This window comes from Croceicoccus gelatinilyticus (assembly GCF_018398395.1).
Taxonomy (GTDB): Bacteria; Pseudomonadota; Alphaproteobacteria; order Sphingomonadales; family Sphingomonadaceae; genus Croceicoccus; species Croceicoccus gelatinilyticus.
The window spans coordinates 257,829-282,201 of record NZ_JAHCBF010000001.1 but is presented as its reverse complement, the minus strand read 5'-3'; the positions used below and the strand labels follow the sequence as shown (position 1 = coordinate 282,201).

The following is a 24,373-nucleotide window of genomic DNA, read 5'->3' as shown; positions in this document are numbered from 1 at the left end:
CGTCACTCGTCCCAAGATCGGAAGGCAGGCGCGCCCCTAGCAGCGCTTTTTCTGGCTGTCTCCTGTGGAACGCGTAACGCCGCGATCCCCAAGGCCCCTTGCCAATCGGGCCCCCTCCCCCTAGCCGCGCGGACGAAAGCGCAACCGAATTTCCCGACGGAGTCGAAAATGGTCCCACGTTATGCCCGCCCCGCGATGACCGCGATCTGGGAACCGGAGATGAAATACGCCATCTGGTTCGAGATCGAGGCACACGCGACAGAGAAGCTGGGCGAACTGGGCGTCGTCCCGGCCAGCGCCGGCAAGGCCCTTTGGGACTGGTGGGCGACGAACCCCAAGATCGACGTCGAAGCCATCGACGCGATCGAGGCCGTGACCAAGCACGACGTCATCGCCTTCCTGACCTGGGTTGCCGAGAACGTCGGCGATGAAGCCCGCTTCATGCACCAGGGCATGACCAGCTCGGACGTTCTGGACACCACGCTTGCCGTCCAGCTCGACCGCGCCGCCGTGATCCTGCTCGAAGATCTCGACAAGCTGCTGGCTGCGATCAAGACCCGCGCCGAAGAGCACAAGTACACGCCGACCATCGGCCGCAGCCACGGCATCCACGCCGAACCCGTCACATTCGGCCTGAAGATGGCCGAAGCCTATGCCGAGTTCTCGCGCTGCAAGGAGCGCCTTGAATTCGCGCGCAAGGAAATCGCGACGTGCGCGATCTCCGGCGCGGTCGGCACTTTCGCCAACATCGACCCGAGCGTCGAGGAATATGTCGCCGAAAAGATGGGCCTTTCGGTAGAGCCAGTCTCGACGCAGGTCATCCCGCGCGACCGTCACGCCATGTTCTTTGCCGTGCTGGGCGTAATCGCATCATCGATCGAGCGTCTTGCCGTCGAAGTCCGCCACCTGCAGCGCACCGAAGTCCTTGAGGCGGAGGAATACTTCTCGCCCGGCCAGAAGGGTTCGTCGGCCATGCCGCACAAGCGCAACCCGATCCTGACCGAGAACCTCACCGGCCTCGCCCGCGTCGTACGCGGCGCGACGGTTCCGGCGATGGAGAACGTCGCGCTCTGGCATGAACGCGATATTTCCCATTCCTCGGTCGAACGTTTCATCGGACCGGATGCGACCATCACGCTCGACTTCGCGCTCGCCCGCCTGACCGGCGTGATCGAGAAGCTGCTCGTCTACCCCGAGCGCATGCAGAAGAACCTCGACCGCATGGGCGGCCTCGTTCACTCGCAGCGCGTGCTGCTGGCTCTGACGCAGGCCGGTGTCAGCCGCGAAGATGCCTATCGCCTGGTTCAGCGCAACGCGATGAAGGTGTGGGAATCGGACGGCACCCTGTCACTGCTCGAACTTCTCAAGGCGGACGATGAAGTGACAGCAGCGCTGACCGACGAACAGATCGAGGAGAAGTTCGACCTCGACTATCACTTCAAGAACGTCGACACGATTTTCGCCCGCGTCTTCGGCTGATCGTTCAGGATAAGTGCGCGGCGTTTGCCGGCTCAGGCTGGCCAAACCCGCGCATTCGTCCTAGTTTCGGCCCCGGACACAGGGACTGGAGGATTAAAGTTTGCAGGTATTGAGGACCATCGTTTGGGCGGTCATTGTCGCGGGTCTCGCGGTATTCGCCTATGCTAACTGGTTCCGGATCGACGTCATGATCTGGAGCGACGTGGTGCTGAACACGCCGCTACCGATGATTATCCTGTCCTCGTTCCTGCTTGGCTTTGCGCCAATGTGGCTGTTCCACCGCACGGCCCGCTGGCGCCTGAAGCGCCGCATCGCTGCGCTTGAAAGTTCGCAGCGTTCACTGATCGCCGCGCGCGAAGAAGAGCAGTCTCGCTTCGTGCCCGAGGAAGAGCGTCCCACCCTGCCATGAGCAATCCGGTTTTCATCGCCATCGACGTCCCCCGTCTCGACGGGGCAAAAGCGCTTGCCGAAAAGGTGAAGGGCCATGTCGGCGGCATCAAGCTGGGCCTCGAATTCTTTTGCGCGCACGGCCATCACGGCGTGCTGGAAATGGCGCAGGTCGGCCTGCCGATCTTCCTCGATCTCAAGCTTCACGACATTCCGAATACGGTTGCTGGCGCGATGCAGTCGATCCACGTGCTGGAACCGGCCATCGTCACCGTCCACGCCAGCGGCGGGCGTGCCATGATGGAAGACGCCAAGGCCGCGGCGGGTGAAAACACGAAGGTCGTGGCCGTCACCATGCTGACCAGCCTCGATGAAACCGACATGGCGAAAACCGGCATCGGCGGCAGCGCGCACGACCAGGTCATGCGGCTGGCTGAACTGGCCGAGGCAGCTGGCCTCGACGGGATCGTCTGTTCCGGTCAGGAAGTCGGCGCGGTGCATAAGCAGTGGAAGAACGGCTATTTTGTCGTCCCCGGCCTGCGCCCTGCAGGCAGCAAGGTTGGCGACCAGAAGCGCGTCGTCACCCCGCGTCAGGCCCGCGATGACGGGGCGAGCGTGCTGGTAATCGGCCGCCCGATCTCCAAGGCCGAAGACCCGCTGGCCGCCGCCCGCGCGATCGAGGCCACGCTCTGACCATGAAGGCCGCGCTGCTGGCGCTCGCGCTGGCGGGCGCAAATTCCGGCACTGGCGAAGAAGCAGTAACGCTGCCGCCCGAAACCACCGTTCTCGGCGCTCCCGATGCAGGCTTTGCCCTGCCCGCGTGTTCGCGCGCCACCGCCGGCCCCGTGGAAGGCGGCTGGGAAGTGGCGGACAGCGACATTGCCGCGATGGAAAGCGCGCTGGCGCCCGTGCTTCGCTCGCTCGCGGACAAGGATGGCTATAACGCCGGCACCGAAACGCCCGATCCGCTAACCTATGTCGCCAACGATCCGCGCTGGAGCCGGGAGGTGTTCGGCATCATTCGCGGTGGGCGGCGGATCGTCTATGGCAACTACCTGCCCGCGACGGTCACGCCGAATCCGCAGCACATGCCGACCGGTGTATGCGATGGCGGCCCGGTGTTCTTCGGCGTCGAATACGATGTCGATGCAAAAGCCATAGCCCACATCGCCTTCAACGGGGCCTTGGGCGGCCCCTTCTGGCCGGTTTACGCACCATGAGCGCGCCGGTGATCGAGCCTGCGCAGAAGGACGACCTTCCCGCACTGAAAGTCATGATCGAAGGCGCCTATCGCGGCGATCATGCCCGCCTTGGCTGGACGCATGAAGCGGACATCGTTCAGGGCGAACGCATCACCGTGCGCGAAGTGGTCGAACTGTTTCTCAACCCCGACATCGCGATCTTCGTCGCGCGTTCGGGCGATGATATCGTCGGCTGCGTCTCCGTGACCGACAAGGGCGACGGGCGTGCCTATATCGGCCTGCTGTGCGTCGATCCACCGTTCCAGTCCTCCGGCCTCGGCTCACGCCTGCTCATCACGGCAGAGCGGCTTTGCGCCGCGCTTGAAGTCGAAAAGATGGAAATGACCGTGATCGAGGACCGCGAGCCGCTGATCGCATGGTACGAACGCGCAGGATACGTGCGCAGCGGAGAGCGGCGCCCCTTCCCCGTGCCGCAGGAAAAACCCCTGTTCTTTGTGGTGCTGGAAAAGACACCGCCCAGCGCCTAACCCGCCCGCATGGCGACTCGCATCAAGATCTGCGGCATCCGCGATGCCCGCGCACTGGACGCGGCGATCGAGGCGCGTGCCGATTACGCGGGCTTCGTGTTCTACCCGCCCAGCCCGCGCGCCGTGTCGCCGCGTGAAGCCGCCGAACTCGCCGCCCGTGCCGATGGCCGCATCCAACGCGTCGGCCTGTTCGTCAACGCGACGGACGAGGAACTGGGCGAAGCGGTCGAGGCCGGAAAGCTCGACGTCCTGCAACTTCACGGCCAGGAAACGCCCAACCGGGCCGCAGCGCTGCGATCGCGCTTCGGCTTGCCGGTCTGGAAAGCGCTTTCCATTGCATCCGCCGCCGACATTACCCGCGCCAGCGAATATCGCGACGCGGCCGACCTTGTCCTGTTCGATGCCAAGACTCCCAAGGGCACGCTGCCCGGCGGCATGGGCGTCCGCTTCGACTGGAGCCTGCTTGCCGGATATCGCGGCCCTGTCGAATGGGGCCTTGCCGGCGGGATCGACGCGGCCAACGTGGCAGAGGCGATCGCCTCTACCGGCGCACCGCTGGTCGACGTATCATCGGGCGTGGAAAGCGAGCCCGGCGTGAAGGACGCGGACAAAATCGCCGCATTCTGCCGGGCCGTGCGTGCCGCCTGATCTGGACAGCCTTCAACCCTTCTGCCAAGCGCGAGCCATGAACGAGACAGCCCACCCCAACTCCTTCCGCAACCAGCCCGACGATCGCGGCCACTTCGGCCAGTTCGGCGGACGCTATGTGTCGGAAACGCTGATGCCGCTCATTCTCGATCTCGAGAAGGAGTACGTGAAGGCCAAGTCAGATCCGGCGTTCAAGGAAGAGTTCGAGGACCTGCTGGCGAACTACGTAGGCCGTCCCAGCCCGCTCTATTATGCAGAGCGTCTGACCGAGGAACTGCGCAAGGACGCGCCCGAGGGAATGGGGGCGCAGGTCTGGTTCAAGCGCGACGAGCTCAATCACACCGGCGCGCACAAGATCAACAATTGCATCGGGCAGATCCTGCTCGCCGTGCGCATGGGCAAGACCCGCATCATCGCGGAAACCGGCGCGGGCCAGCATGGTGTTGCGACGGCGACGGTGGCGGCGCGTTTCGGCCTGCCCTGCGTCGTCTACATGGGCGCAAAGGACGTTGAGCGGCAGCAGCCCAACGTGTTCCGAATGCGCTTGCTGGGTGCCGAGGTGAAGGCCGTGAAGGCCGGTGCCGCAACGCTGAAGGACGCGATGAACGAGGCGCTGCGCGACTGGGTCGCGAACGTCCACGACACGTTCTACATCATCGGTACCGCGGCAGGCCCGCACCCCTATCCGGAACTTGTCCGCGACTTCCAGTCGGTGATCGGCAAGGAAGCACGCGAACAGCTGCTGGAGCGCACCGGACGCCTGCCCGACCTGCTGGTCGCAGCCATCGGCGGCGGTTCGAACGCCATCGGCCTGTTCCACCCGTTCCTCGACGATCCCAGCGTGAAGATGCTGGGCGTGGAAGCGGCAGGACACGGGCTGGACAAGGACCACGCCGCATCGCTTGCCGGCGGTTCGCCGGGCGTGCTCCACGGCAACAAGACCTACCTGCTGCAGGACGAGGACGGCCAGATCGTCGAAGGTCACTCGATCTCGGCGGGCCTCGACTATCCCGGCATCGGGCCTGAACACTCGTGGCTGAAGGAAACCGGCCGCGTCGACTATACTTCGGCGACGGACAAGGAAGCGCTAGATGCCTTCCAGTTGCTCTGCCGTACCGAAGGCATCATCCCTGCGCTCGAACCCAGCCACGCCATCGCGGCGGTCGTGAAGGTCGCGCGGGAAATGCCGCGAGACGCGATCATCTGCGCCAACCTGTGCGGACGTGGGGACAAGGATATCTTTACAGTCGCCGATGCGCTGGGGGTAGAGTTGTGAAGCGGAGGCTTTTGCCCATCCTTCTGACCTACGCATTTTGGATTGCTGCCACCATCTTGGTGGCGAAGTATCATTATATCCTCGACGGCAAAGAAATAGTCTGGGCTCCAAACGAAATCCCGAAGACAATGGGCATAGCGGCAATCCTCACAGGCATAGCCTTTTTCATTCGGAAGATGCTCGCTCTTTTGATTGCCCTCTCAGGTTCAGAGAAACGAAAAATATGACCCGCCTCGCCAACGCCTTCGGCAAGCCCCACCCCGCCCTCGTCTGCTTCGTCACTGCCGGTGACGGGCCTACCGATGCCGTTCTCGACGCGCTGGTCGAAGGCGGTGCCGACGTGATCGAACTGGGCATGCCCTTCACCGATCCGATGGCCGACGGTCCCGCGATCCAGCTCGCCAACTTGCGCGCGCTGGGCAAGGGCACGAAAACCGCTGACGTTTTCCGCATCGCCACCGAATTCCGCGCACGGCATCCCGAGGTTCCGCTGGTCCTGATGGGCTATGCCAACCCGATGATCCACCGCGGCGCCGACTGGTTCGCCGATCAGTGCGCCAAGGCCGGTGTCGACGGGGTGATCTGCGTCGATACGCCGCCCGAGGAAGATGCCGAGCTTGGCCCCTTTCTGCGCGATGCCGGGATCGCCACAATCCGCCTCGCCACGCCGACCACCGACGCGGCACGTTTGCCGCAAGTGCTCGAGACCGCGACCGGGTTCCTATATTACGTCTCGGTCGCGGGCATCACCGGCCTGCAGCAGGCCGCGACCGCCTCGATCGAAGAGGCCGTCTCGCGCCTCAAGGCCGGGACCGATCTTCCCGTCGCCGTCGGCTTTGGCGTCCGCACCCCCGAACAGGCCGGTGCCATTGCCAAGGTCGCCGATGGCGTCGTTGTCGGTTCGGCGCTTGTCGAACTCGTCGGCCAGCATGGTGATGACGCGCCCGCAAAGGTGCGCGAACTGACCGCCGCTCTGGCCAATGCCGTACATTCAGCGAAGGAGACCGCCGCATGAGCTGGCTCAACCGCGTCCGTCAACGCATCCCTTTCGTCGCCAAGCGCGATACGCCGGACAACCTCTGGCAGAAGTGCCGCAAGTGCCACGAAATGCTTTTCAGCAAGGACTACGAGGAAAACCTCTGGGTCTGCCCGCGCTGTGACGACCACGGCCGCATCGGCGCCGATTGCCGCCTTGGGCAGGTGCTGGACGACGGGTATCAGGTCCTGCCCAGCCCGACGGTGAAAGAAGACCCGCTGAAGTTCAAGGACTCCAAGCGGTACACCGACCGCCTGAAGGCTGCGCGCAACAACGCGCCGCATCCCGATGCGCTGACAAATGCTGCCGGTACGATCGAGGGCCGCAAGGCTGTCGTCGGCGTGCAGGACTTCGGCTTCATGGGCGGATCGATGGGCATGGCCGTGGGCGAGGCGTTCATCGCCGGTGTCGACCGCGCCGTGGCCGAAGGTTGCCCCTACATCATCTTCACCGCAGCCGGTGGTGCGCGCATGCAGGAAGGCATCCTGTCGCTGATGCAGATGCCGCGCACGACGGTCGCGATCCAGCGGCTGAAGGCGGCGGGCCTGCCCTATATCGTCGTCCTGACCGACCCGACCACGGGCGGCGTCACGGCAAGCTATGCCATGCTGGGCGATGTCCAGATCGCAGAGCCCGATGCGCTTATCGGCTTTGCCGGACAGCGCGTTATCCAGGACACGATCCGCGAAAAGCTGCCCGAAGGGTTCCAGCGCGCCGAATACCTGCTGGCGCACGGGATGATCGACATGGTCGTGCACCGCAAGGACCTGCGCGACCGGCTTGCCAGCGTGATCGACTACCTGATGGCGGCCAAGCAGGCGGCCTGACCGGCTTTCTGCGCTGCCCGCCATGCGCGACTTTGCCGTATCGGATTCGCCCGCCGTCCAGCAACAGCTGGACCGGCTGGCGGCGCTGAGCCTGCCGCAAGGGCGGATCGGGCTTGGCCCGGTGCGCGAACTGCTGTCGCGGCTGGGCGATCCGCACCTGTCGTTGCCACCGGTGTTTCATATCGCGGGCACCAACGGCAAGGGATCGACGAGCGCGTTCCTGCGCGCGATGCTGGAAGCAGGCGGCCTGCGCGTTCACCAGTTCACCAGCCCGCACCTTGTCCGGTATAACGAGCGGATCCGGCTGGCGGGATCGCTGATACCTGACGCGGACCTTGCCAACGTGCTACGCGAAGTGCTGGACGTGGGTGAGGATATCGGGGCGAGCTTCTTCGAGATCACGACCGCCGCCGCCTTCCTCGCCTTCGCGCGCACGCCTGCCGATGCCTGCGTGATCGAAGTCGGCCTTGGCGGGCGTTTCGACGCGACGAACGTGATCGAGCATCCGGCCTGCTGCGCGATCGCCTCGCTCGGTATGGACCACGAACGCTTTCTGCTGGCGCCGGAGAACGGCGCACCGACGCATCCCCTCGCCCGCATCGCGTTCGAAAAGGCGGGTATCGTGAAGCCCGGCAGTTCGGTCGTCACGCAGGCCTATCCGCCCGAAGCACAGAGCGAGATCGAGCGAGCTGCGATGGTCGCTGGCGCGCCGCTGCATATGCGCGGGGCGGACTGGGACGCGACTGCGGCGGATTTCATCGCCTATCGCGACCGGCACGGCGAACTGACGCTGCCGCTGCCGACGCTTCCCGGCGCATTCCAGGCGCTCAATGCCTCGCTGGCCGTGGCGATGATCCGCCATCAGGACCGGATTTCGGTAACGTCCGAGGCAATGGCGCAGGGGATCCGCGCTGCGCACTGGCCTGCGCGTCTGCAGTGGTTGGGCGAAGGACCGCTGACGGCCGGTGGCGCAAGGCTGCTGCTGGACGGCGGGCACAACCCCGATGCGGCGCGGGTGATTGCGGACTACCTCGCAGGGCTTGGCGAGCCAGTTCATGCCGTCGTCGCGATGCTGGCGGCCAAGGATGCCAGGGGCTACCTCGGCCCGCTCGCCCCGCATCTTGCCAGCCTGACCGCCATACCCGTGCCGGACGGGCACGAAGGGCACCAGCCTGAAGCTCTCGCCGCCATTGCAGCGAAACTTGGCATCGAATCGCGCCATGCAGGAACGCTGGGCGAAGCACTCGCAAACCTGCCCGAGGGCGAGCCCGTCCTCATCGGCGGTTCGCTCTACCTCGCAGGCGAAGTCCTGCGCGCCAACGGCGAGTTGCCGGACTAGGCTTCCGCCGCGACGACGCCCGCCTTCGCGCCAAGGCGCGACTGGCGCACCCATTCGATGATGCAGGCCACGACGGCTATGAAGCCGAGCAGCGTGGTCAGGATGAAGACCGGATAATAGCCCTGCTCGTCGATCATCTGGCCCAGCGCGCCGCGCCCCAGCGTGCCGACCAGGAACGTCAGCGAGGACAGCAGCGCATACTGCACCGCCGAATATCCCTTCGCCGTGATCGACGACAGATAGGCCACAAGCGCCGCACCGGCGAGGCCGCCGGCAAGGTTCTCGCCCGCAATGGCGACCATCAGCTTGGCCAGCCTTCCGTCACCGCCCATCCATTCGACCAGCGTGGTGAACCCGGTGAAGTTCGACACCACCTCCATCGTGTGTCCGCCCAGCGCGAGGTCGGCATAGAGCAGGTTCGACAGCGCCGCCGTCAGAGCGCCGAGGAAAAGCACCGCCATGCGCCCGATGAAGCTGAACAAGGCGCCGCCCAGCGCAATCCCCGCCATCAGCGCGCCGACGCCGAAGAACTTCGAGGCAATCGCGACCTCGTCCTTGGTGTACTGCAATTCGCCGAGGTAGAACGGATAGGCAAAGCTGCCCCAGACCGTGTCGGTGAAGCGGTAGGACAGCACCAGCGTAAGCACAATGATGACCGCCCAGCCCAGCCGCCCGACGAATTCCGCCAGCGGCAGGATCAGCGCGCGGTAACCCTGGTCGACAAACCCGTCGAGCGCATCCTTCTTTTCCGCCGCGACCGTCAGGACATGCTTGCCCTTGCGCCGCCAGTTTTCGAGCACCGCCGCGATGATCACCGGCACGACGACAGTCGCGATGACGATGATCGGCCCCATGTTCTGGATGAACTTCACCGAATCGGGCCGCGCTTCGGGATCGCTCGACAGCGATTGCACCATGAAGACGCCGACCGTGACGAGCGCCCATGCCCAGAGCACACCGACGATGGCGAGCGCGATGCCGCGCACCTTGGGGCTGAGCTGTCCCGGATGGCGCAGCTCGCGCAGCGCGTCGTCATCCGCGGTGAGCGAGGCGCTGGTACGCTCAGGCTCCGGCGCGAAGATCGCGGCAAACGCGATCACACCCATCAGTACGCCCAGAAGCGCATAGACGGTCGGCCAGCTCGTCCGCTCCGCCAAAAATAGCGCCAGTGCGCCGCCGACCAGCACCGCAGTGCGCCAGCCGAGCTGGTACACGGTCGAAAGCATGTCGATAGTCGCCACCTCATCGGCAACGTCGACACGCCATGCGTCCATCACCACGTCCTGCGTCGCGCTGGCAAAAGCGCCAATGCCGGCAAGCAGCGAAAGCAGCCCGATCGCACCGCCCGGATCTAGCCGCGAGACGATCATCAGGATCACCGCCAGCGCGAACTGCGCGGTCACGATCCATTGTTTGCGGTGCCCCAGCTTCTTGATCACCGGCAGGTCGATCCGGTCGAGCAGCGGTGACCACAGGAACTTGAACGCGAACGCCAGACCGATCAGCGAGAACACGCCCATCGTTTCGAGATCGACCTTCGCATCGCTCATCCACGCGTAAAGCGTCGAGAGCAGCAGCGTATAGGGAAGCCCCGAGGCAAACCCGAACAGCAGCATGTAGGCAGTCTTGCGATTGCCCAACGCAGACAGGAGCTTACGCCAGCCCGGCACTTTCTCGTGCGGTCCGGGCGAGGCTTCGTCCGGGTTGCTGGCAGTTTCGTTTATCGTGCTCGTCATGCGTGCTCCAGAATGCGTTGGGGCGGAGACTAGGCGCTTGCGAGGCACATGCAATCGCACCTTGCCCCTATCCCCGACTTGTATGATTTCACCTGATGGCGCATGGCGCTCGCGTGAACAGGCCGAAGAATCCGAACGACAGGCGCCCCGGGGCGCGAAGTGGTCCGCCGCGCAAGACCGGCGGAACCAAAAGTGCGCCCGCAAAGGGCGGCTTCAAGAACGCTGGCGGCAGGCGCGGACCACGCAAACCGCAAGGGCGCGATACGCAGGCGCCCGACCCCAACCTGCCCAAGCGCGACGGCGACCGGATCGCCAAGCTGCTGGCCCGCGCCGGCATCGCCAGCCGCCGCGAGGTAGAGCGCATGATCGAGGACGGCCGCGTCGCGATTAACGGCGAAGTCGTCGAAACGCCCGCGACCGTGCTGACTTCGCTGAAAGGCGTGACCGTCGACGGCAATCCCGTCGCCGCACCCGAACGAACACGCCTGTTCCTCTTCAACAAGCCGGCGGGCCTTTTGACGGCGGAGCGCGATCCCAAGGGTCGCCCGACGATCTACACCGCGCTGCGCAACGCGCTTCCCGCAGATACGCCGCGCCTGATGCCGGTGGGCCGCCTCGACTACAACACCGAGGGGCTGCTGCTGCTGACCAACGATGGCGAGTTCAAGCGTGCGCTGGAACTGCCCTCGTCCGGCATTCCGCGCACCTACCGCGCCAAGGCCATGGGCAAGGTCGGGCAGAACGATCTGGAAGCCCTGTTCGAAGGCGTCACCGTCGACGGCGTGCACTACGGCCAGATTGAGGCGAACCTCGAACGCCGCAACGGCCTGCAGAACTGGATCGAGCTGACGCTGACCGAAGGCAAGAACCGCGAAGTCCGCAACGTTCTCGAACACCTCGGCCTGCAGGTCTCGCGCCTGCTTCGCGTCGCTTACGGCCCGTTCGAATTGGGCGATCTTGGCCGCGGGGCTGCATTCGAGGTCAAGCAAGGCGATGTCGAACGCTTCCGCAAGGCTCTGGCCCGGGAACGCGCGAAGTGAGGATCATTGCCGGTGATTGGCGCGGGCGGAAGCTGGTTGCCCCGCAAGGCGACACGACGCGGCCGACGGCGGACCGCACCCGCGAAACGCTGTTCTCGATGCTGGTCAGCAGGCTCGGTTCGTTCGAGGGGCTCTATGTCGCCGACCTGTTTGCCGGTTCCGGCGCGCTCGGGCTCGAAGCCCTGTCGCGCGGCGCGGCGCGGGCAATGTTCGTCGAGCAGGATGCGACCGCGGTAAAGGCGCTGCGCACCAATATTGCGACCTTCGATGCCAAGGATCGCAGCGACGTGCGTGCATCGTCGGTCATGGGACTGGGCCCTGCAAAGGACCAGCCGGATCTGATTTTTATGGACCCGCCCTATGACACCGGGGCGGGATCGGTCGCGCTGGACAAGCTGAACCGGCTGGGTTGGATTGCGCCGTCAGCGTGGATCAGCATCGAGACATCGCGAGCCGAAACCATCGAGGTCAAGGGCTTCGAAGTCGATGCCGTGCGCGATTCCGGCAAGGCGCGGCTTCACCTGCTGCGCCCTGCCGGATAGCAAAATCATTCAGCCGCGGATTCGGGCTTCTTCATCTTCTCGGCAGCCGTCAGGCCGCTGGCAGGTGCGCCCGGCCAGTGGTCCAGCGGCACGTTGCCGAAGTTGAGGCCAGCGGCGCGCGGATTGATGCAGCCGTCGGACATTTCGGGCGTGCAAACCGCATAGACGGTCTCGCCAACCTTGACTTTGGTGGCCTTGCCCTTGGCGTCGCGCTCGACGACTTCGGCCTTCATCTCTTCGTGATGTTCGGCAAGTGCGGGTGCGGCGACGGCCAGCGAAAGGCCAGCGGCCAGGGCGGGTACGATGATCTTCTTCATGTATCGGGCTCCCCTTTTTCCCAAAGAGCACATCGGATTAGGCCCCAATCGTTACGAACATGCAACCACCAAGGGGTTGTGGCGCGCGCTGGACACGCAAATAGGGCGGTGGCGCCTAGGCACGCACCGCCCCATCCCCGCCGCAATGATCGCGAACTGCGGCGTAGTCTTATTGCGTCAGCTTACATCGAGCTGGCGGGCTGACCCGGCCAGTAGTCGAGCGGGACGTTACCGCGGTTGAGACCGGCAGCGCGCGGCTGGATGCAGCTATCCTGAACGTCGCCACCACAGATCGGATATTCACCCGTACGCGGTGCTGGGGCGTCCATCACGGTCGTGTCCGATGCCATCACCGTTTCCGGTTCTTCCGAAGCGGCGATCTGGGCATTGATCGATTCCCATGCCGCCAGCTGCTGTTCCGGCGTCATGGCCAGGATCTGACCGCGCTGTTCCGGGGTCAGGGCCCACCAGGCTTCCTGCTGGCTGGGCTCGAGATCCCAGTAGTAGGTCTGGTAGTCGTTCGGCCATGCCCAATAGGCGGTGCGATAATCTGCCGGCCAGCCCCAATAGCTGGTCTGGTAATCCATCGGCCAGCCAAGATAGGCCGTCTGGTATTCTGCGGGCCATGCGTCATATTCGGCCTTCTGCGCTTCATCCAGCGCGTCATAGCCGCGCTTGTCCTGAACGGAATTCGTGCCGCCGATCACGTCCTGGGCGGTCGCAATGGTCGGGGCGGCGACGGTGGCTGCGCCAAGCATCAGGGCAGCGCTGGCCTTCAGAAAGGTCTTCATGGAAAAACTCCTGTAATTCGATTGCTTTTGCCCAATTCTACGCAGGAAACCGCGCTCCGGTTCCGAACCGACGGCCTTGCGCGCTTAAGGCTCGTTCCCTAGATGTTCACCCGTGAGCGACAACGAATCCCCCCTCTCCGCAGAACTGGCCGAAAGCGCCGCTAACCCGCAGGAACCTTGGCTTTCCGGGCTAAATCCGCCGCAGCGGGAAGCTGTTTTGACGACTGAAGGGCCGGTTCTGATGCTGGCCGGAGCGGGTACTGGCAAGACAGCGGCGCTTACCGCAAGGCTCGCACACCTCGTCGCAACGCGCAGGGCGTGGCCAAGTGAAATCCTGTGCGTCACTTTCACCAACAAGGCAGCCCGCGAAATGCGCGAGCGCGTTGGCCGCATGGTCGGCCCTGCGGTTGAGGGTATGCCGTGGCTCGGCACGTTCCACGCAGTCGCGGCCAAGATGCTGCGCCGCCATGCGGAACTGGTCGGGCTCCAGTCGAACTATACGATTATCGATACCGACGATCAGCTGCGCCTTCTCAAGCAACTCATCCAGGCGGAAAATCTGGACGAGAAACGCTGGCCCGCGCGGCAGCTTGCAGGGCTGATCGACCGCTGGAAGAACCGTGGGCTCAATCCCGCCGATCTCGATGCGGCAGAGAACGAGGCCTATGCAAACGGCAAGGGCGCGCAGTTCTACCGGCTCTATCAGGACCGGTTGAAGGCGCTGAACGCCTGCGACTTCGGCGACCTGCTGCTGCACATGCTGAACATCTTCCGGCGTGAGAAGGACGTGCTGGAAAGCTATCGCCAGCGGTTCAAGTACATCATGGTGGACGAGTATCAGGACACGAACTCGGTTCAGTACCTTTGGCTGCGCCTGCTGGCTCAGCCGCGCCACAACATCTGCGTGGTGGGCGACGACGACCAGTCAATCTATTCGTGGCGCGGTGCGGAAGTCGCCAATATCCTGCGGTTTGAAAAGGATTTTCCCGGCGCGAAAGTCATCCGGCTGGAACAGAACTACCGCTCAACGCCCGAAATCCTTGCGGCTGCATCTGGCCTGATCGATGCCAACAGTGAACGGCTCGGCAAGACATTGTGGACCGAGATCGAGCCGGGCGAAAAAGTCCGCATCATCGGCGTCTGGGACGGCCCCGAAGAAGCGCGCCGCGTCGGCGACGAGGCGGAAAACCTGTCACGCCGCGGCATCCCGCTCAGCAAGGCGGCAATCCTAGTCCGCGCGCAATTCCAGACGCGCGAGTTCGAGGACCGGTTCATCCAGATCGGCCTGCCCTACAAGATCATCGGCGGATTCCGCTTCTACGAACGCGCCGAAATCCGCGATGCGATGGCCTACTTGCGCGTGATCGCGCAGCCTGCCGACGACCTTGCATTCGAGCGGATCTACAACACGCCGAAGCGCGGGCTTGGCCAGAAGGCGCTGGAAAAGCTGCACGTTCACGCTCGGTCACAGAACATTCCGCTGGCCGCTGCCGCGATCGATATCTGCGATACCGACGAGCTTCCTGCCCGCGCGCGCAACACGCTGCTGTCGCTGATGAAGGACTTCAAGCGCTGGCGCGAAGAGGCGCAAACGCTTAGCCCGGCGGAACTGGCCCGCATGGTGCTGGACGAAAGCGGCTATACCGCGATGCTCCAGGCCGAAAAGAGCGCCGAGGCAGCGGGCCGGCTGGAGAACCTGTCCGAACTCGCCCGCGCGATGGAAGACTACGAAACGCTTGGCGCATTTCTCGAACACGTCAGCCTCGTCATGGACAACGATGCCGCAGATGCCGAGGCGACGATCACGATCATGACGATGCACGCGGCAAAGGGGCTGGAGTTCGACCACGTCTTCCTGCCCGGCTGGGAGGAAGGTGTGTTCCCGTCACAACGCGCGATCGACGAAGGCGGCCTGCGCAGTCTCGAGGAAGAGCGCCGCCTCGCCTATGTCGCAATCACGCGTGCGCGCCGCGAATGCACGATCCTCCACGCCGCGAACCGGCGGATCTACGGCCAGTGGTCGAGCGCGATCCCCTCGCGCTTTGTCGAGGAACTGCCCGACAACATGATCGAGACCGAATCGACCATGACCGGCGGTGCATCGATGTGGCGCGCGCAATGGTCCGAACGCTCCGATCCCTTCGCCCATGTCGCCAAGGCCCAACCCGCCCGCACGATGACCCGCGGCCCCGGCTGGCAGCGCGCGGCAAAGTCCGAATACGACGCCACGCCCAAGCGCATCCCCGAAGCGCGGCGCAGCGCGGCCAGTTTCGCCGCCAAGGCCCGCACCGACATCGCGATCGGCGACCGCGTGTTCCACGACAAGTTCGGCTATGGCGAGGTCAAGGGACAGGAAGGCAACAAGCTGGAGATCGACTTCGAAAGCGGGTCGACCAAGCGCGTGATCGACAGTTTCGTTCGCCCGGCCTGATCAAGCTGCCTCATCTAACTGCTGTGGACGCGGGCACTTGCAGCCCGCGCTGCGTTTGACATCGCGGCCTACGCTTGCGACTCTAAGGGCAAATGCGGCGCCACTACGGGTGCCGGACCAGACGGCGCGTCGTGCGCCGAACCATCCAATTCAAGGAAATACCATGACGACTGCAAAGAGCGGTGACACCGTGCTCATCACCTATACCGTGCGCACCAATGACGGGAACGTCGTGGGCAGCACCGAGGCCGAAGGTCCCCAGACGCTGAAGATCGGGGCTGACCAGATCTTCCCGCAGATCGAAGCTGCGCTGACCGGCATGGAAGTTGGCGGAGAAACTTCGGTCAAGATCGATGCCGAGAACGCTTTCGGCCCGCACCGCGAGGAAATGGTCGTCGAAATCCCGCGCGCGAACCTGCCGGCAGAACCCGAGCCGCAGCCGGGCATGTCGCTCGCCGCGCAGCAGCAGGACGGACAGACCGTTAATCTCGTGATTACGCAGGTCGGCCCCGAAAGCGTGACTGCCGATGGCAACCACCCGCTCGCGGGTCAGGACCTGACGTTCGACCTGACACTGGCAGAGATCAAGGACGCCGCCTGATCGCGGCAATCAGCTTGCGGCGGCGGGGCACCTTAGCCCTGCCGCTGCCGGCAAATATGAAAATCAGAGCGCGCTGACGCCGAGGAATTCGGGCACCGGTCCGTTCCACACGCCCGGCTCGCTCGGCTCCACCGGTTCGTCACGGCGCTGGCGCGGCTGACGTTCCGGCTTCTTCTCTGCCCGTTCGCGGCGCGGCTTGCGGTCCCGCTTCGGACGATCTCCACGCTCCTCACGCTCGTCGTCATCGCGGCGGCTGCGCGAACGGCGGGCAGGCTTTTCTTCCTGCTGCTCTTCGGCTTCCGGGTATCCGTGCTTTTCAAAGTGCGCCTTGAAATCGAAGTCGGGCAGTTTCGAACCCGTCAGCTTCTCGACATTTTCCAGCGCCTCGGCATCGTCCGGCGCGATCAGCGTGAAGGCGCGACCTTTGGCCCCTGCACGACCCGTACGGCCGATCCGGTGGACGTAGTCGTCCGGGTGCCACGGGCAGTCGAAGTTCACGACATGGCTCACGCCCTTGATGTCGAGCCCGCGTGCGGCGACGTCGCTGGCGGCAAGAATGTTGATCTTGCCTTCCTTGAACAGGGCCAGTTCGGCAAGGCGCGCGGGCTGGTCCATGTCGCCGTGAATCTCGCCGGTCTTGAAGCCGTGGCGCTGCAGGCTCTTGTTGAGCTCGCGCACGGTCGTCTTGCGGTTTGCGAAAATGATCGCGGTGTTGACGTTGTCGTTCTCGAGAATCCAGCGCAGCGCCTCACGCTTCTTGCGCGCGGGGACGTTGATCTTGAACTGCTCGATATTCTCGTTCGTCGATGCGGCGCGCGAAACCTCGATGTTCTTCGGGTTCGTCAGGAACCGGTCGGCCAGCTTCTTGATCGGCGGCGGCATCGTGGCTGAAAACAACAGCGTCTGGCGCTGGGGCGGAAGCTTCTCGCAGATCGTCTCGATGTCTGGGATGAAGCCCATGTCGAGCATGCGGTCCGCTTCGTCGATGACCAGCAGGTCGCAACCGGTCAGCAGGATCTTGCCCCACTCGAACAGGTCCATCAGGCGGCCCGGCGTCGCGATCAGCACGTCGACGCCTTCGTCCAGCGCCTTGACCTGGTCGGCCATCTGCACGCCGCCGATGAGCAGCGCCATCTTGAGGTCGTGGTTGGTGCCGTACTTCTCGAAGTTCTCGGCAACCTGCGCGGCCAGTTCGCGTGTCGGTTCGAGGATGAGCGAGCGCGGCATGCGCGCGCGGCGGCGGCCATGCGCGAGAATGTCGATCATCGGGAGCACGAAGCTGGCCGTCTTGCCGGTGCCCGTCTGCGCGATACCGATAAGGTCGCGCATCATCAGCACGCTGGGAATCGCCTGCGCCTGGATCGGGGTCGGTTCGTCATAGCCGGCCGCTTCGACCGACTGCAGCAGTTCTTGAGAAAGGCCGAGATCGGCAAACTTCATGCAATCATCCTGTACGGGGCTTCGACAAGCCGTGAACGCCCCTTCAAATCTGGTGGTATTCTAACGGAAATCCGCCAGCGATCCCGTTGGTCCGATACCGCGCGGCAGGGCCGGTGCGGTGGCGGGCCGGGACTGTCCGGCGCAAGGTCCGAACCGCCATGGCGCGAACCAAGGGGCCGCTATGGCGAGAAAGCGGAAAAAGTCAAGGTTTGCACCGGGAAAACGGCATTACATTGCCGCGTCAATCGTCCTCGCCGGGCTGTACCTCGTGGAATGAGCCGAGCATACAGTCGGCACCCGAACGGGCGTGAAGCGCCTCACGCCCAGCGCAAAGCATCCCGTCGTCAGGCCGCTCGACATAAAATCCGGAGTAAAAGCTGCTCACTTGGCATGATCGGTCAAGGCTGGTGCCGACGACGCGGCGGTCGCGCATGTAGAGCAACAACTGCCGCCCCTGCCCCAGCCTGACGCCTGCGATATCCTTGATCGGGATACAGCGCTCCATGTCCTTGCTCGCACGCTGGCGGGGCCGTTCGACCATGACATCGGCAGCGGGCGGTGGGCTCATGCGGCTGAGCGGAGTTATGCGAATGATGACGCGCTGGCGAACCTGTGCTTCCACCTGGCGCTGCACCATCTCGAAGGGAATTTCAGCTTCTTCGGGCAAGTCCGCATCGGTCGACGCGCTCGCGAAGGCGAGCGGCACAAGCCAGAAAGCTCCCAAAGATGAAGCCAGGCCCAGTCCCAATGCGCGTGCTCCTGCCCTGATGCGGATGAGGTCTGGGTAGGGGAATGTCCCCCGCCCTCGCAAGCCCGCGAATTGTCCCTGCCCCGTATTGAGGCTGCGAGCTTGAATAAGTGGTGAACCGCCAACAGCACGCACTGGACGCAGACAAAGCACGCGCGCTGTGGCACAGGAGCGACATGACTGAAGACAGCACGATCGAGCGCGAAAACGCGCAGAACGAATTCCTGACAGAGGCACAGCGAATCCTTGGCCAAAAGGGCCTCGTCACCGGAGCTGACGACATGGAGCCCTGGCTTACGGACTGGCGCGGGCGTTACCACGGCGCGGCGCGCGCCCTGGCGCAACCTGCGACGACAGAAGAGCTTGCCGGAATTGTCGCACTATGCGCGCAGCATGGCGTGCCGATCGTCGCGCAGGGCGGCAACAGCGGCATGGTCGGCGGCGCAACGCCGGATGACAGCGGTACTGCGATTCTGCTCTCGACGCGGCGTATGAACGACATCGCGATTGATGCCGATGCGATGACGGCAACCTGCGGCGCAGGTGCAGTGCTGCAGACCTTGCACGAGGCGGCCGAAGCGCAGGACATGCGCTTTCCGCTTTCGCTTGGCGGCAAAGGCTCTGCCACGGTAGGCGGGCTGGTCGCGACCAATGCGGGCGGTACGCAAGTGCTGCGCCATGGCGTGATGCGCGCGCTGGTCGCGGGACTGGAAGTCGTGCTGGCGAGCGGCGAGGTTCTCGACCTCACCTCGCATCTCAAGAAGGACAACCGTGGCTTCGACCTGAAGCAGATGTTTATCGGATCCGAGGGAACACTCGGCATCGTCTCACGCGTCGTCGTCCAGCTTTCACCCGGCATCGCGGACCGCCGAGTCGTGATCGCGGGCATCGCGTCAACACAGGATGCGCGCCGCCTGATGCAACATTGCCAAGGCGCGATGGCAGGTGCCCTCGAAGGATTCGAAATCATGCCGCAGTCGTGTCTCGACGCTGTGCTGGCCTACATACCCGACGCGCAGGCCCCGCTGGAAGGGCAGCACCCGTGGTACGCGCTCATGGAATTCGTGGCCGACAAGGAAGGTGCCGACGCCCTGGGCGAGGAGGTCGAGAAGGTCCTGATGGACGCGTTCGAGGCGGAACTCGTCAGCGACGCGGTGATTGCCGCCAACGAAACGCAGGCCGAAGCGTTCTGGCAGCTTCGCGAGACGATCTCTCCCGCCGAACGCGCCAAGGGTCCGGCGATGCAGCACGACATTTCGGTGCCTGTTTCCAAGATGCCTGAATTCATCGACGCGATCAGCGAATCGGTCCACGCCACGCATCCCGACCACGAGGTCGCCGCCTTCGGTCATCTTGGCGACGGCAACGTGCATCTTCACGTCATCGCGCCTGCCGGTGCAGACGGCCCGACTTGGGAGCGAGAGACCGGCAAGGATTTGAGCATGCGTGTCTATCGCACCGTCACGGAATGGGGCGGCTCGATCTCGGCCGAACATGGCATCGGACAGGACAAGTTGCAGACGCTGCGCGACACGCATGATCCGGTCGCACTGTCCGTGATGCGCAAGGTGAAAGCGGCGCTCGATCCCGATGGATTGCTCAATCCCGGAAAGCTGGTGTGATCCAGGCACCGGTGTGCCGCATTTCGCCCGTAGCGCGCCTTGCGCCCGCGTGCGCGAGGGCTTAAAGCGCCCCTGATTGCCGTTGGGGGGCGGCGAACACCCATCACCCGATTTTTACAGATTTCCTTTTCCGGAGAGAGACCATGGCCAGCGCGCCGAACGCCAATCTTCCGCTTTTCTACAAGTCGCTGCAGCCGCTGAACAGCAACCAGCACGGCAACTTCAGCGCCCGCACCACCGACAAGGCTCCGTGGCTCGCCAACGAGCACGCGGTTCCCCTGACGGTCGAGGAATTCCCGCTCGCACAGCGTTACTTCCCGATCATCTTCTCGTCGGGCGACAACCCCGTTCCGCTCGCTCTCATGGGCCTTAACGAAGGCGTGAACACGTTCTTCGATTCCGAAGGCACGATGACGCGCGATTGCTACGTCCCGGCCTATGCCCGCCGCTATCCGTTCCTCCTTGCCAAGCTGCAGCCCGACAGCGAACAGCTCTCGCTGTGCTTCGACCCATCGAGCGGTCTTGTCGGCGAGTTCGAGGACGGCCAGGCTCTCTTCACTGACGGTCAGCCGAGCGAAGCGACGCAGAACGTTCTGAAGTTCAACGAGAACTTTGAACAGGCCGGCATGAAGACGAAGGCCTTCATCGACGAATTGAAAAAGCATGACCTGCTGATGGACGGCGAAGTGTCGATCAGCCGCGAAGGCCAGCAGCCCTTCATCTACCGCGGTTTCTCGATGGTGAACCAGGAGAAGCTGAAGGAAGTGCGCGGCGACGTCCTGCGCCAGTGGAACCAGAGCGGTCTGCTGACCCTCGTCACCTGCCACCTGCTCTCGCTCGACCTCATGCGCGAAATCTTCTCGCGCCAGGTCGGCATGGGTCAGGGCCCGGTCTCGCAGGAAGCCGAAACGGCCAACGTGTAAAATTCTGTCCGGCGAATCCCTCGATTCGCCGGACATTTACCGCACTGCAAAAATATTTCTTGCGTGATGCACTCTTGCAACAGGCAACAGAATCCCCTAGTTTGAAGGTAGTTCTGGTGAGGCTTCCCTCATGGCCCACCGGACTGACGCATTAGCGTGCGTCAACCTCCCTGAACCTTGACCACCCCGTGTTCATCACGGGGTGGTTTTTTATGTGCGCTACTCTGCGGCGAGCGGCCAGTCTGCCCGTCCGGTCAGAACCGCCGCGCAGGCACTGACGACTTCTGCGACAATACCTGCCTGAACGGAAACCCGTGCAGCATCTGGCTGCATATCCGAATCGAGATATTCGCCGCGTGCAATCTCGAGCTGGATGGCATGGACGCCCTTGCGCGGATTCCCGTGCCGGTCGAGCACGTATCCACCCGCATAGGGCCGGTTGTAAGCTACCTGCAGGCCTGACCGATCCAGTGCGTCGATCGCAGTCGCAACCAGATCACGGCGGCAGCTAGCGCCGAACCTGTCACCGACAACATGAGTCGCTGGCGGCGCACCTGACGTCCGGGCGGGAAGATCGGGCATCGAGTGCAAGTCCAGCAGAAGCACCTCGCCCCACGCCTCCTGCATTTGCGCCAGCGTCTGGCCGAGCACGTCGTGATAAGGCGCGTGGATTGCCGCGACTCGCCGGTTCGCGTCCTGCGGCACCATCGGCCCGCGCCACAATTCACCAACGCCGGGCAAACGACGCGGAAACAGGCCAAGACCGCGCAAGGAACGCGAAGTCTGCCCCAACCCGCGCGGCAACTTGCGCCGCATGACCGCCTTCTCCGCCTCGCTGGCAGTGAACATCGAGAGGTCGAGGTCGTCCGGATCCCGGTTGAGATCAAGCATCGCCCGCGGCGCATGGGCAATCAGCAGGGACGTGGAACAGGCCGCCGCAGCCTCGCGCGCGACGAGATCGACGAAGCGGTCTTCCAGTCTTCGCTGCGCCTCTCCGGCATCTCGCATCTTCTCGATCAGGTCGGACGGATAAGCCCGCCCCGCGTGGGGCACTGCGATCAGCACCGGCAATACCGTTTCTGCACGGCTGAGCGTAAAGGCCGGACGAGAACTTCCGGGAATCGATCCGCCACTGACAACGCCCTTTATCGGCATTGCGGCAGGCGGGGTCGAGCGCGGGTCATCCATCGCAAGGCAGGCTGACCACCCGCGCCCCCGCCGTCAATGCCGCCGCAGCCCATTTGCCCGCGTCGCGACCGATTTCCCCTGTTTCAAACCCGAACAGGCTTGGAAAACGTGAAAAAATTAAACCATTTTGTTATACAGTTGCCCCTGTTGGACGACGCTTTGCCAGCCGGCGCCGCCTTTGTCAGATTGATCGGACCAATCCACAGGGCTGCCGGACCGGGTTTTACGCGCCGGAATAGACGGGGTTATCGATAGCATCATGATTCGCATCCTGCTTGCCGAAGACGAAGATTCGATGCGCACGTATCTTGCCCGCGCGCTGGAAAACGCCGGGTATGAAGTCGTGGCTGTCGACCGGGGCACGCACGCCCTTCCCCTTCTGACCGAGGAACATTTCGACCTTCTGCTTTCCGACATCGTCATGCCGGAGATGGACGGAATCGAACTGGCACAGCGCTGCGCGCAAGTATCGCCGACCACGAAAGTCATGTTCATCACCGGCTTTGCCGCCGTCACGATGAAGGCCAGCCGCGAAGCGCCGCAGGCCAAGGTCCTGTCAAAGCCTTTCCACCTGCGCGATCTCGTGCTGGAAGTGGAGCGTCTGTTCGACGGTTCGATGGTGAACGCGAACCTGTAACGAAACATTTTTTCGAAGGCTGCTCAAACAGGGTTGCCCCCGCGCGAAGTGATCGCTATTGGGCAGCGCCTGCCAGCCGGAAGCGTTGATTTCCGGCCCGCGTGGAACCGATGGTGTGGGCGTATAGCTCAGTGGTAGAGCACTATGTTGACATCGTAGGGGTCGCAAGTTCAATCCTTGCTACGCCCACCATCGGTTCCCGGCGCGCCTCTTCAAACCGCGCCTGATACCCTCGACATTCCGCTAGAACTCGTCGTCGCGCCTTGCGCTCGCCTCTTGCTTTGCTAAGAGGCGCGCGAAAGTTCCTGCGCGCCGACCAAGCGCGCTCTCCCTCTAGAAAACAATCGAGAGAACGAGCTCTATGCAGAAGATCAAGGTAGCGAACCCGGTCGTCGAGATCGACGGCGACGAAATGACCCGCATCATCTGGCAGTGGATTCGCGAGCGTCTGATCCTGCCTTATCTCGATATCGACCTGAAGTATTACGATCTCTCGGTCGAAAAGCGTGACGAGACGGACGACCAGATCACTGTCGATGCCGCCAACGCGATCAAGGAACACGGCGTCGGCGTGAAGTGCGCCACGATCACGCCGGATGAAGCCCGCGTGGAAGAGTTCAATCTCAAGAAGATGTGGCGTTCGCCCAACGGCACGATCCGCAACATCCTTGGCGGCGTCGTCTTCCGCGAACCGATCGTCATCGACAACGTGCCGCGCCTCGTTCCCGGCTGGACCGACCCCATCGTCGTGGGCCGTCACGCCTTCGGTGACCAGTATCGCGCAACCGACACCCTGATCCCGGGCGCCGGCACCCTGCGCCTCGTCTTCGACAGCGCAGACGGCAAGGGCGATCTCGACCTCGAAGTCTACAAGTTCGAAAGCTCGGGCGTCGCGATGGCGATGTACAACCTCGACGAATCGATCCGCGACTTCGCACGCGCATCGTTCAACTACGGCCTCGGCCTCGGTTGGCCGGTCTATCTGTCGACCAAGAACACGATCATGAAGGCCTACGACGGCCGCTTCAAGGACCTGTTCCAAGAAGTGTTCGACACCGAAGGCTTTGCCGAAAAGTTCAAGGAAGCCGGCATCCACTACGAACACCGACTGATCGACGACATGGTCGCATCGGCGCTCAAGTGGTCGGGCAAGTTCGTCTGGGCCTGCAAGAACTACGACGGCGACGTTCAGTCGGACACGGTTGCACAGGGCTACGGCTCGCTCGGTCTGATGACTTCGGTCCTCATGGCGCCCGACGGCAAGACCGTCGAAGCAGAAGCGGCCCACGGCACCGTCACCCGCCACTATCGCCAGCACCAGCAGGGCAAGGCGACTTCGACCAACCCGATCGCCTCGATCTTCGCATGGACCCGCGGCCTCATGTACCGCGGCAAGTTCGACAACACGCCGGACGTCGTGAAGTTCGCCGAAACGCTTGAGCGCGTCTGCGTGAAGTGCGTCGAGGACGGCAAGATGACCAAGGACCTCGCGCTGCTCATCGGCCCCTCGCAGGACTGGATGACTACCGAGCAGTTCTTCGAAGCCATCGTCGAAGGCCTCGAGAAGGAAATGCAGGCCTGGGCCTGATCCTGACGACGTCGATCTGACATCGAGAAAGCACCGGCGCGCCAATGG

At 63.7% G+C, this 24,373-nt stretch carries 24 protein-coding genes and 1 tRNA gene; 19 read left to right on the top strand and 6 right to left on the bottom strand.

The features are described 5' to 3' along the window. The first annotated feature begins 168 nt into the window (after positions 1-168). From purB to KIH45_RS01505, 10 genes are all read left to right on the top strand, one after another. Positions 169-1,479, top strand: a complete 1,311-nt coding sequence (gene purB, locus KIH45_RS01550) for an adenylosuccinate lyase (RefSeq protein WP_213174238.1) — start codon at positions 169-171, stop codon at positions 1,477-1,479. A gap of 109 nt (positions 1,480-1,588) precedes the next feature. Continuing rightward, entirely contained in the window at positions 1,589-1,888 is a 300-nt protein-coding gene (locus tag KIH45_RS01545) for a LapA family protein (RefSeq protein ID WP_213174237.1), read from the top strand. Further along, positions 1,885-2,559: an orotidine-5'-phosphate decarboxylase gene (pyrF, locus tag KIH45_RS01540; protein WP_213174236.1), complete on the top strand. Its 675-nt coding sequence runs from the start codon at positions 1,885-1,887 to the stop codon at positions 2,557-2,559. Before KIH45_RS01545 ends, pyrF begins: the two co-directional genes overlap by 4 nt. Before the next feature lie 2 nt (positions 2,560-2,561). After that, a complete protein-coding gene (locus KIH45_RS01535; protein WP_213174235.1) occupies positions 2,562-3,086 on the top strand; it encodes a hypothetical protein in 525 nt (174 codons plus the stop codon). Continuing rightward, positions 3,083-3,595, top strand: coding sequence for a GNAT family N-acetyltransferase (locus tag KIH45_RS01530; protein ID WP_213174234.1), 513 nt, complete (start codon positions 3,083-3,085; stop codon positions 3,593-3,595). Before KIH45_RS01535 ends, KIH45_RS01530 begins: the two co-directional genes overlap by 4 nt. Positions 3,596-3,604: 9 nt before the next feature. Continuing rightward, the gene (locus KIH45_RS01525; protein ID WP_213174233.1) at positions 3,605-4,243 is read left to right on the top strand and encodes a phosphoribosylanthranilate isomerase; all 639 of its coding nucleotides are present in this window, start codon (positions 3,605-3,607) and stop codon (positions 4,241-4,243) included. 37 nt (positions 4,244-4,280) lie between these two features. Continuing rightward, positions 4,281-5,519, top strand: coding sequence for a tryptophan synthase subunit beta (trpB, locus tag KIH45_RS01520; protein ID WP_213174232.1), 1,239 nt, complete (start codon positions 4,281-4,283; stop codon positions 5,517-5,519). A 223-nt stretch (positions 5,520-5,742) separates the two neighbouring features. Next, positions 5,743-6,534: a tryptophan synthase subunit alpha gene (trpA, locus tag KIH45_RS01515; RefSeq protein WP_213174231.1), complete on the top strand. Its 792-nt coding sequence runs from the start codon at positions 5,743-5,745 to the stop codon at positions 6,532-6,534. Beyond that, positions 6,531-7,382, top strand: a complete 852-nt coding sequence (accD, locus tag KIH45_RS01510) for an acetyl-CoA carboxylase, carboxyltransferase subunit beta (RefSeq protein WP_213174230.1) — start codon at positions 6,531-6,533, stop codon at positions 7,380-7,382. Before trpA ends, accD begins: the two co-directional genes overlap by 4 nt. A gap of 22 nt (positions 7,383-7,404) precedes the next feature. Continuing rightward, a complete protein-coding gene (locus tag KIH45_RS01505; RefSeq protein ID WP_213174229.1) occupies positions 7,405-8,721 on the top strand; it encodes a bifunctional folylpolyglutamate synthase/dihydrofolate synthase in 1,317 nt (438 codons plus the stop codon). On the opposite strand, the gene KIH45_RS01500 is transcribed toward KIH45_RS01505, so the two are convergent. Further along, positions 8,718-10,457, bottom strand: a complete 1,740-nt coding sequence (locus tag KIH45_RS01500; RefSeq protein ID WP_213174228.1) for an AmpG family muropeptide MFS transporter — start codon at positions 10,455-10,457, stop codon at positions 8,718-8,720. The two genes, KIH45_RS01505 and KIH45_RS01500, sit on opposite strands and share 4 nt — an antisense overlap. A gap of 95 nt (positions 10,458-10,552) precedes the next feature. On the opposite strand from KIH45_RS01500, the gene KIH45_RS01495 reads away from it, so the two are divergent. Continuing rightward, positions 10,553-11,497: a pseudouridine synthase gene (locus KIH45_RS01495; protein WP_213174227.1), complete on the top strand. Its 945-nt coding sequence runs from the start codon at positions 10,553-10,555 to the stop codon at positions 11,495-11,497. Then, positions 11,494-12,039: a 16S rRNA (guanine(966)-N(2))-methyltransferase RsmD gene (rsmD, locus tag KIH45_RS01490; RefSeq protein WP_213174226.1), complete on the top strand. Its 546-nt coding sequence runs from the start codon at positions 11,494-11,496 to the stop codon at positions 12,037-12,039. Before KIH45_RS01495 ends, rsmD begins: the two co-directional genes overlap by 4 nt. 5 nt (positions 12,040-12,044) lie before the next feature. Here the strand turns inward: rsmD and KIH45_RS01485 are convergent, their stop codons facing one another. Continuing rightward, complete coding sequence (locus KIH45_RS01485; protein WP_213174225.1) at positions 12,045-12,356, bottom strand: hypothetical protein; 312 nt, start codon at positions 12,354-12,356, stop codon at positions 12,045-12,047. Positions 12,357-12,538: 182 nt separating this feature from the next. Then, a complete protein-coding gene (locus tag KIH45_RS01480; RefSeq protein WP_213174224.1) occupies positions 12,539-13,147 on the bottom strand; it encodes a hypothetical protein in 609 nt (202 codons plus the stop codon). Positions 13,148-13,292: 145 nt separating this feature from the next. Here KIH45_RS01480 and KIH45_RS01475 point away from each other — a divergent pair, with 145 nt between their 5' ends. Together KIH45_RS01475 and KIH45_RS01470 are read left to right on the top strand one after the other, a co-directional pair. Further along, positions 13,293-15,578 carry an ATP-dependent helicase gene (locus tag KIH45_RS01475; RefSeq protein WP_213174651.1) on the top strand — a complete coding sequence of 762 codons (2,286 nt, stop codon included), beginning with the start codon at positions 13,293-13,295 and terminating at the stop codon, positions 15,576-15,578. Positions 15,579-15,741: 163 nt separating this feature from the next. Next, positions 15,742-16,179 carry an FKBP-type peptidyl-prolyl cis-trans isomerase gene (locus KIH45_RS01470; RefSeq protein ID WP_213174223.1) on the top strand — a complete coding sequence of 146 codons (438 nt, stop codon included), beginning with the start codon at positions 15,742-15,744 and terminating at the stop codon, positions 16,177-16,179. A 63-nt stretch (positions 16,180-16,242) separates the two neighbouring features. Here the strand turns inward: KIH45_RS01470 and KIH45_RS01465 are convergent, their stop codons facing one another. Both KIH45_RS01465 and KIH45_RS01460 read right to left on the bottom strand, forming a co-directional pair. Next, the gene (locus tag KIH45_RS01465) at positions 16,243-17,619 is read right to left on the bottom strand and encodes a DEAD/DEAH box helicase (protein WP_213174222.1); all 1,377 of its coding nucleotides are present in this window, start codon (positions 17,617-17,619) and stop codon (positions 16,243-16,245) included. 241 nt (positions 17,620-17,860) lie between these two features. Next, on the bottom strand, positions 17,861-18,325 hold the full coding sequence (locus KIH45_RS01460) for a hypothetical protein (protein WP_213174221.1): 465 nt from the start codon (positions 18,323-18,325) through the stop codon (positions 17,861-17,863). 218 nt (positions 18,326-18,543) lie between these two features. On the opposite strand from KIH45_RS01460, the gene KIH45_RS01455 reads away from it, so the two are divergent. Both KIH45_RS01455 and KIH45_RS01450 read left to right on the top strand, forming a co-directional pair. Further along, positions 18,544-19,989 carry an FAD-binding oxidoreductase gene (locus tag KIH45_RS01455; RefSeq protein WP_213174220.1) on the top strand — a complete coding sequence of 482 codons (1,446 nt, stop codon included), beginning with the start codon at positions 18,544-18,546 and terminating at the stop codon, positions 19,987-19,989. 143 nt (positions 19,990-20,132) lie between these two features. Then, positions 20,133-20,912, top strand: coding sequence for a SapC family protein (locus tag KIH45_RS01450; protein WP_213174219.1), 780 nt, complete (start codon positions 20,133-20,135; stop codon positions 20,910-20,912). A gap of 219 nt (positions 20,913-21,131) precedes the next feature. Here the strand turns inward: KIH45_RS01450 and KIH45_RS01445 are convergent, their stop codons facing one another. Next, entirely contained in the window at positions 21,132-22,100 is a 969-nt protein-coding gene (locus tag KIH45_RS01445) for an N-formylglutamate amidohydrolase (RefSeq protein ID WP_213174218.1), read from the bottom strand. A gap of 259 nt (positions 22,101-22,359) precedes the next feature. Between KIH45_RS01445 and cpdR the strand changes: the two genes are divergently transcribed. The 3 genes from cpdR (at position 22,360) to KIH45_RS01430 (ending at position 24,325) form a co-directional block, all read left to right on the top strand. Then, complete coding sequence (gene cpdR / locus KIH45_RS01440) at positions 22,360-22,737, top strand: cell cycle two-component system response regulator CpdR (RefSeq protein ID WP_213174217.1); 378 nt, start codon at positions 22,360-22,362, stop codon at positions 22,735-22,737. Between the two features lie 117 nt (positions 22,738-22,854). Beyond that, positions 22,855-22,929 (top strand) — tRNA-Val (locus tag KIH45_RS01435). Positions 22,930-23,098: 169 nt separating this feature from the next. Next, positions 23,099-24,325 carry an NADP-dependent isocitrate dehydrogenase gene (locus KIH45_RS01430; RefSeq protein WP_213174216.1) on the top strand — a complete coding sequence of 409 codons (1,227 nt, stop codon included), beginning with the start codon at positions 23,099-23,101 and terminating at the stop codon, positions 24,323-24,325. The last annotated feature ends 48 nt before the right edge of the window (positions 24,326-24,373 follow it).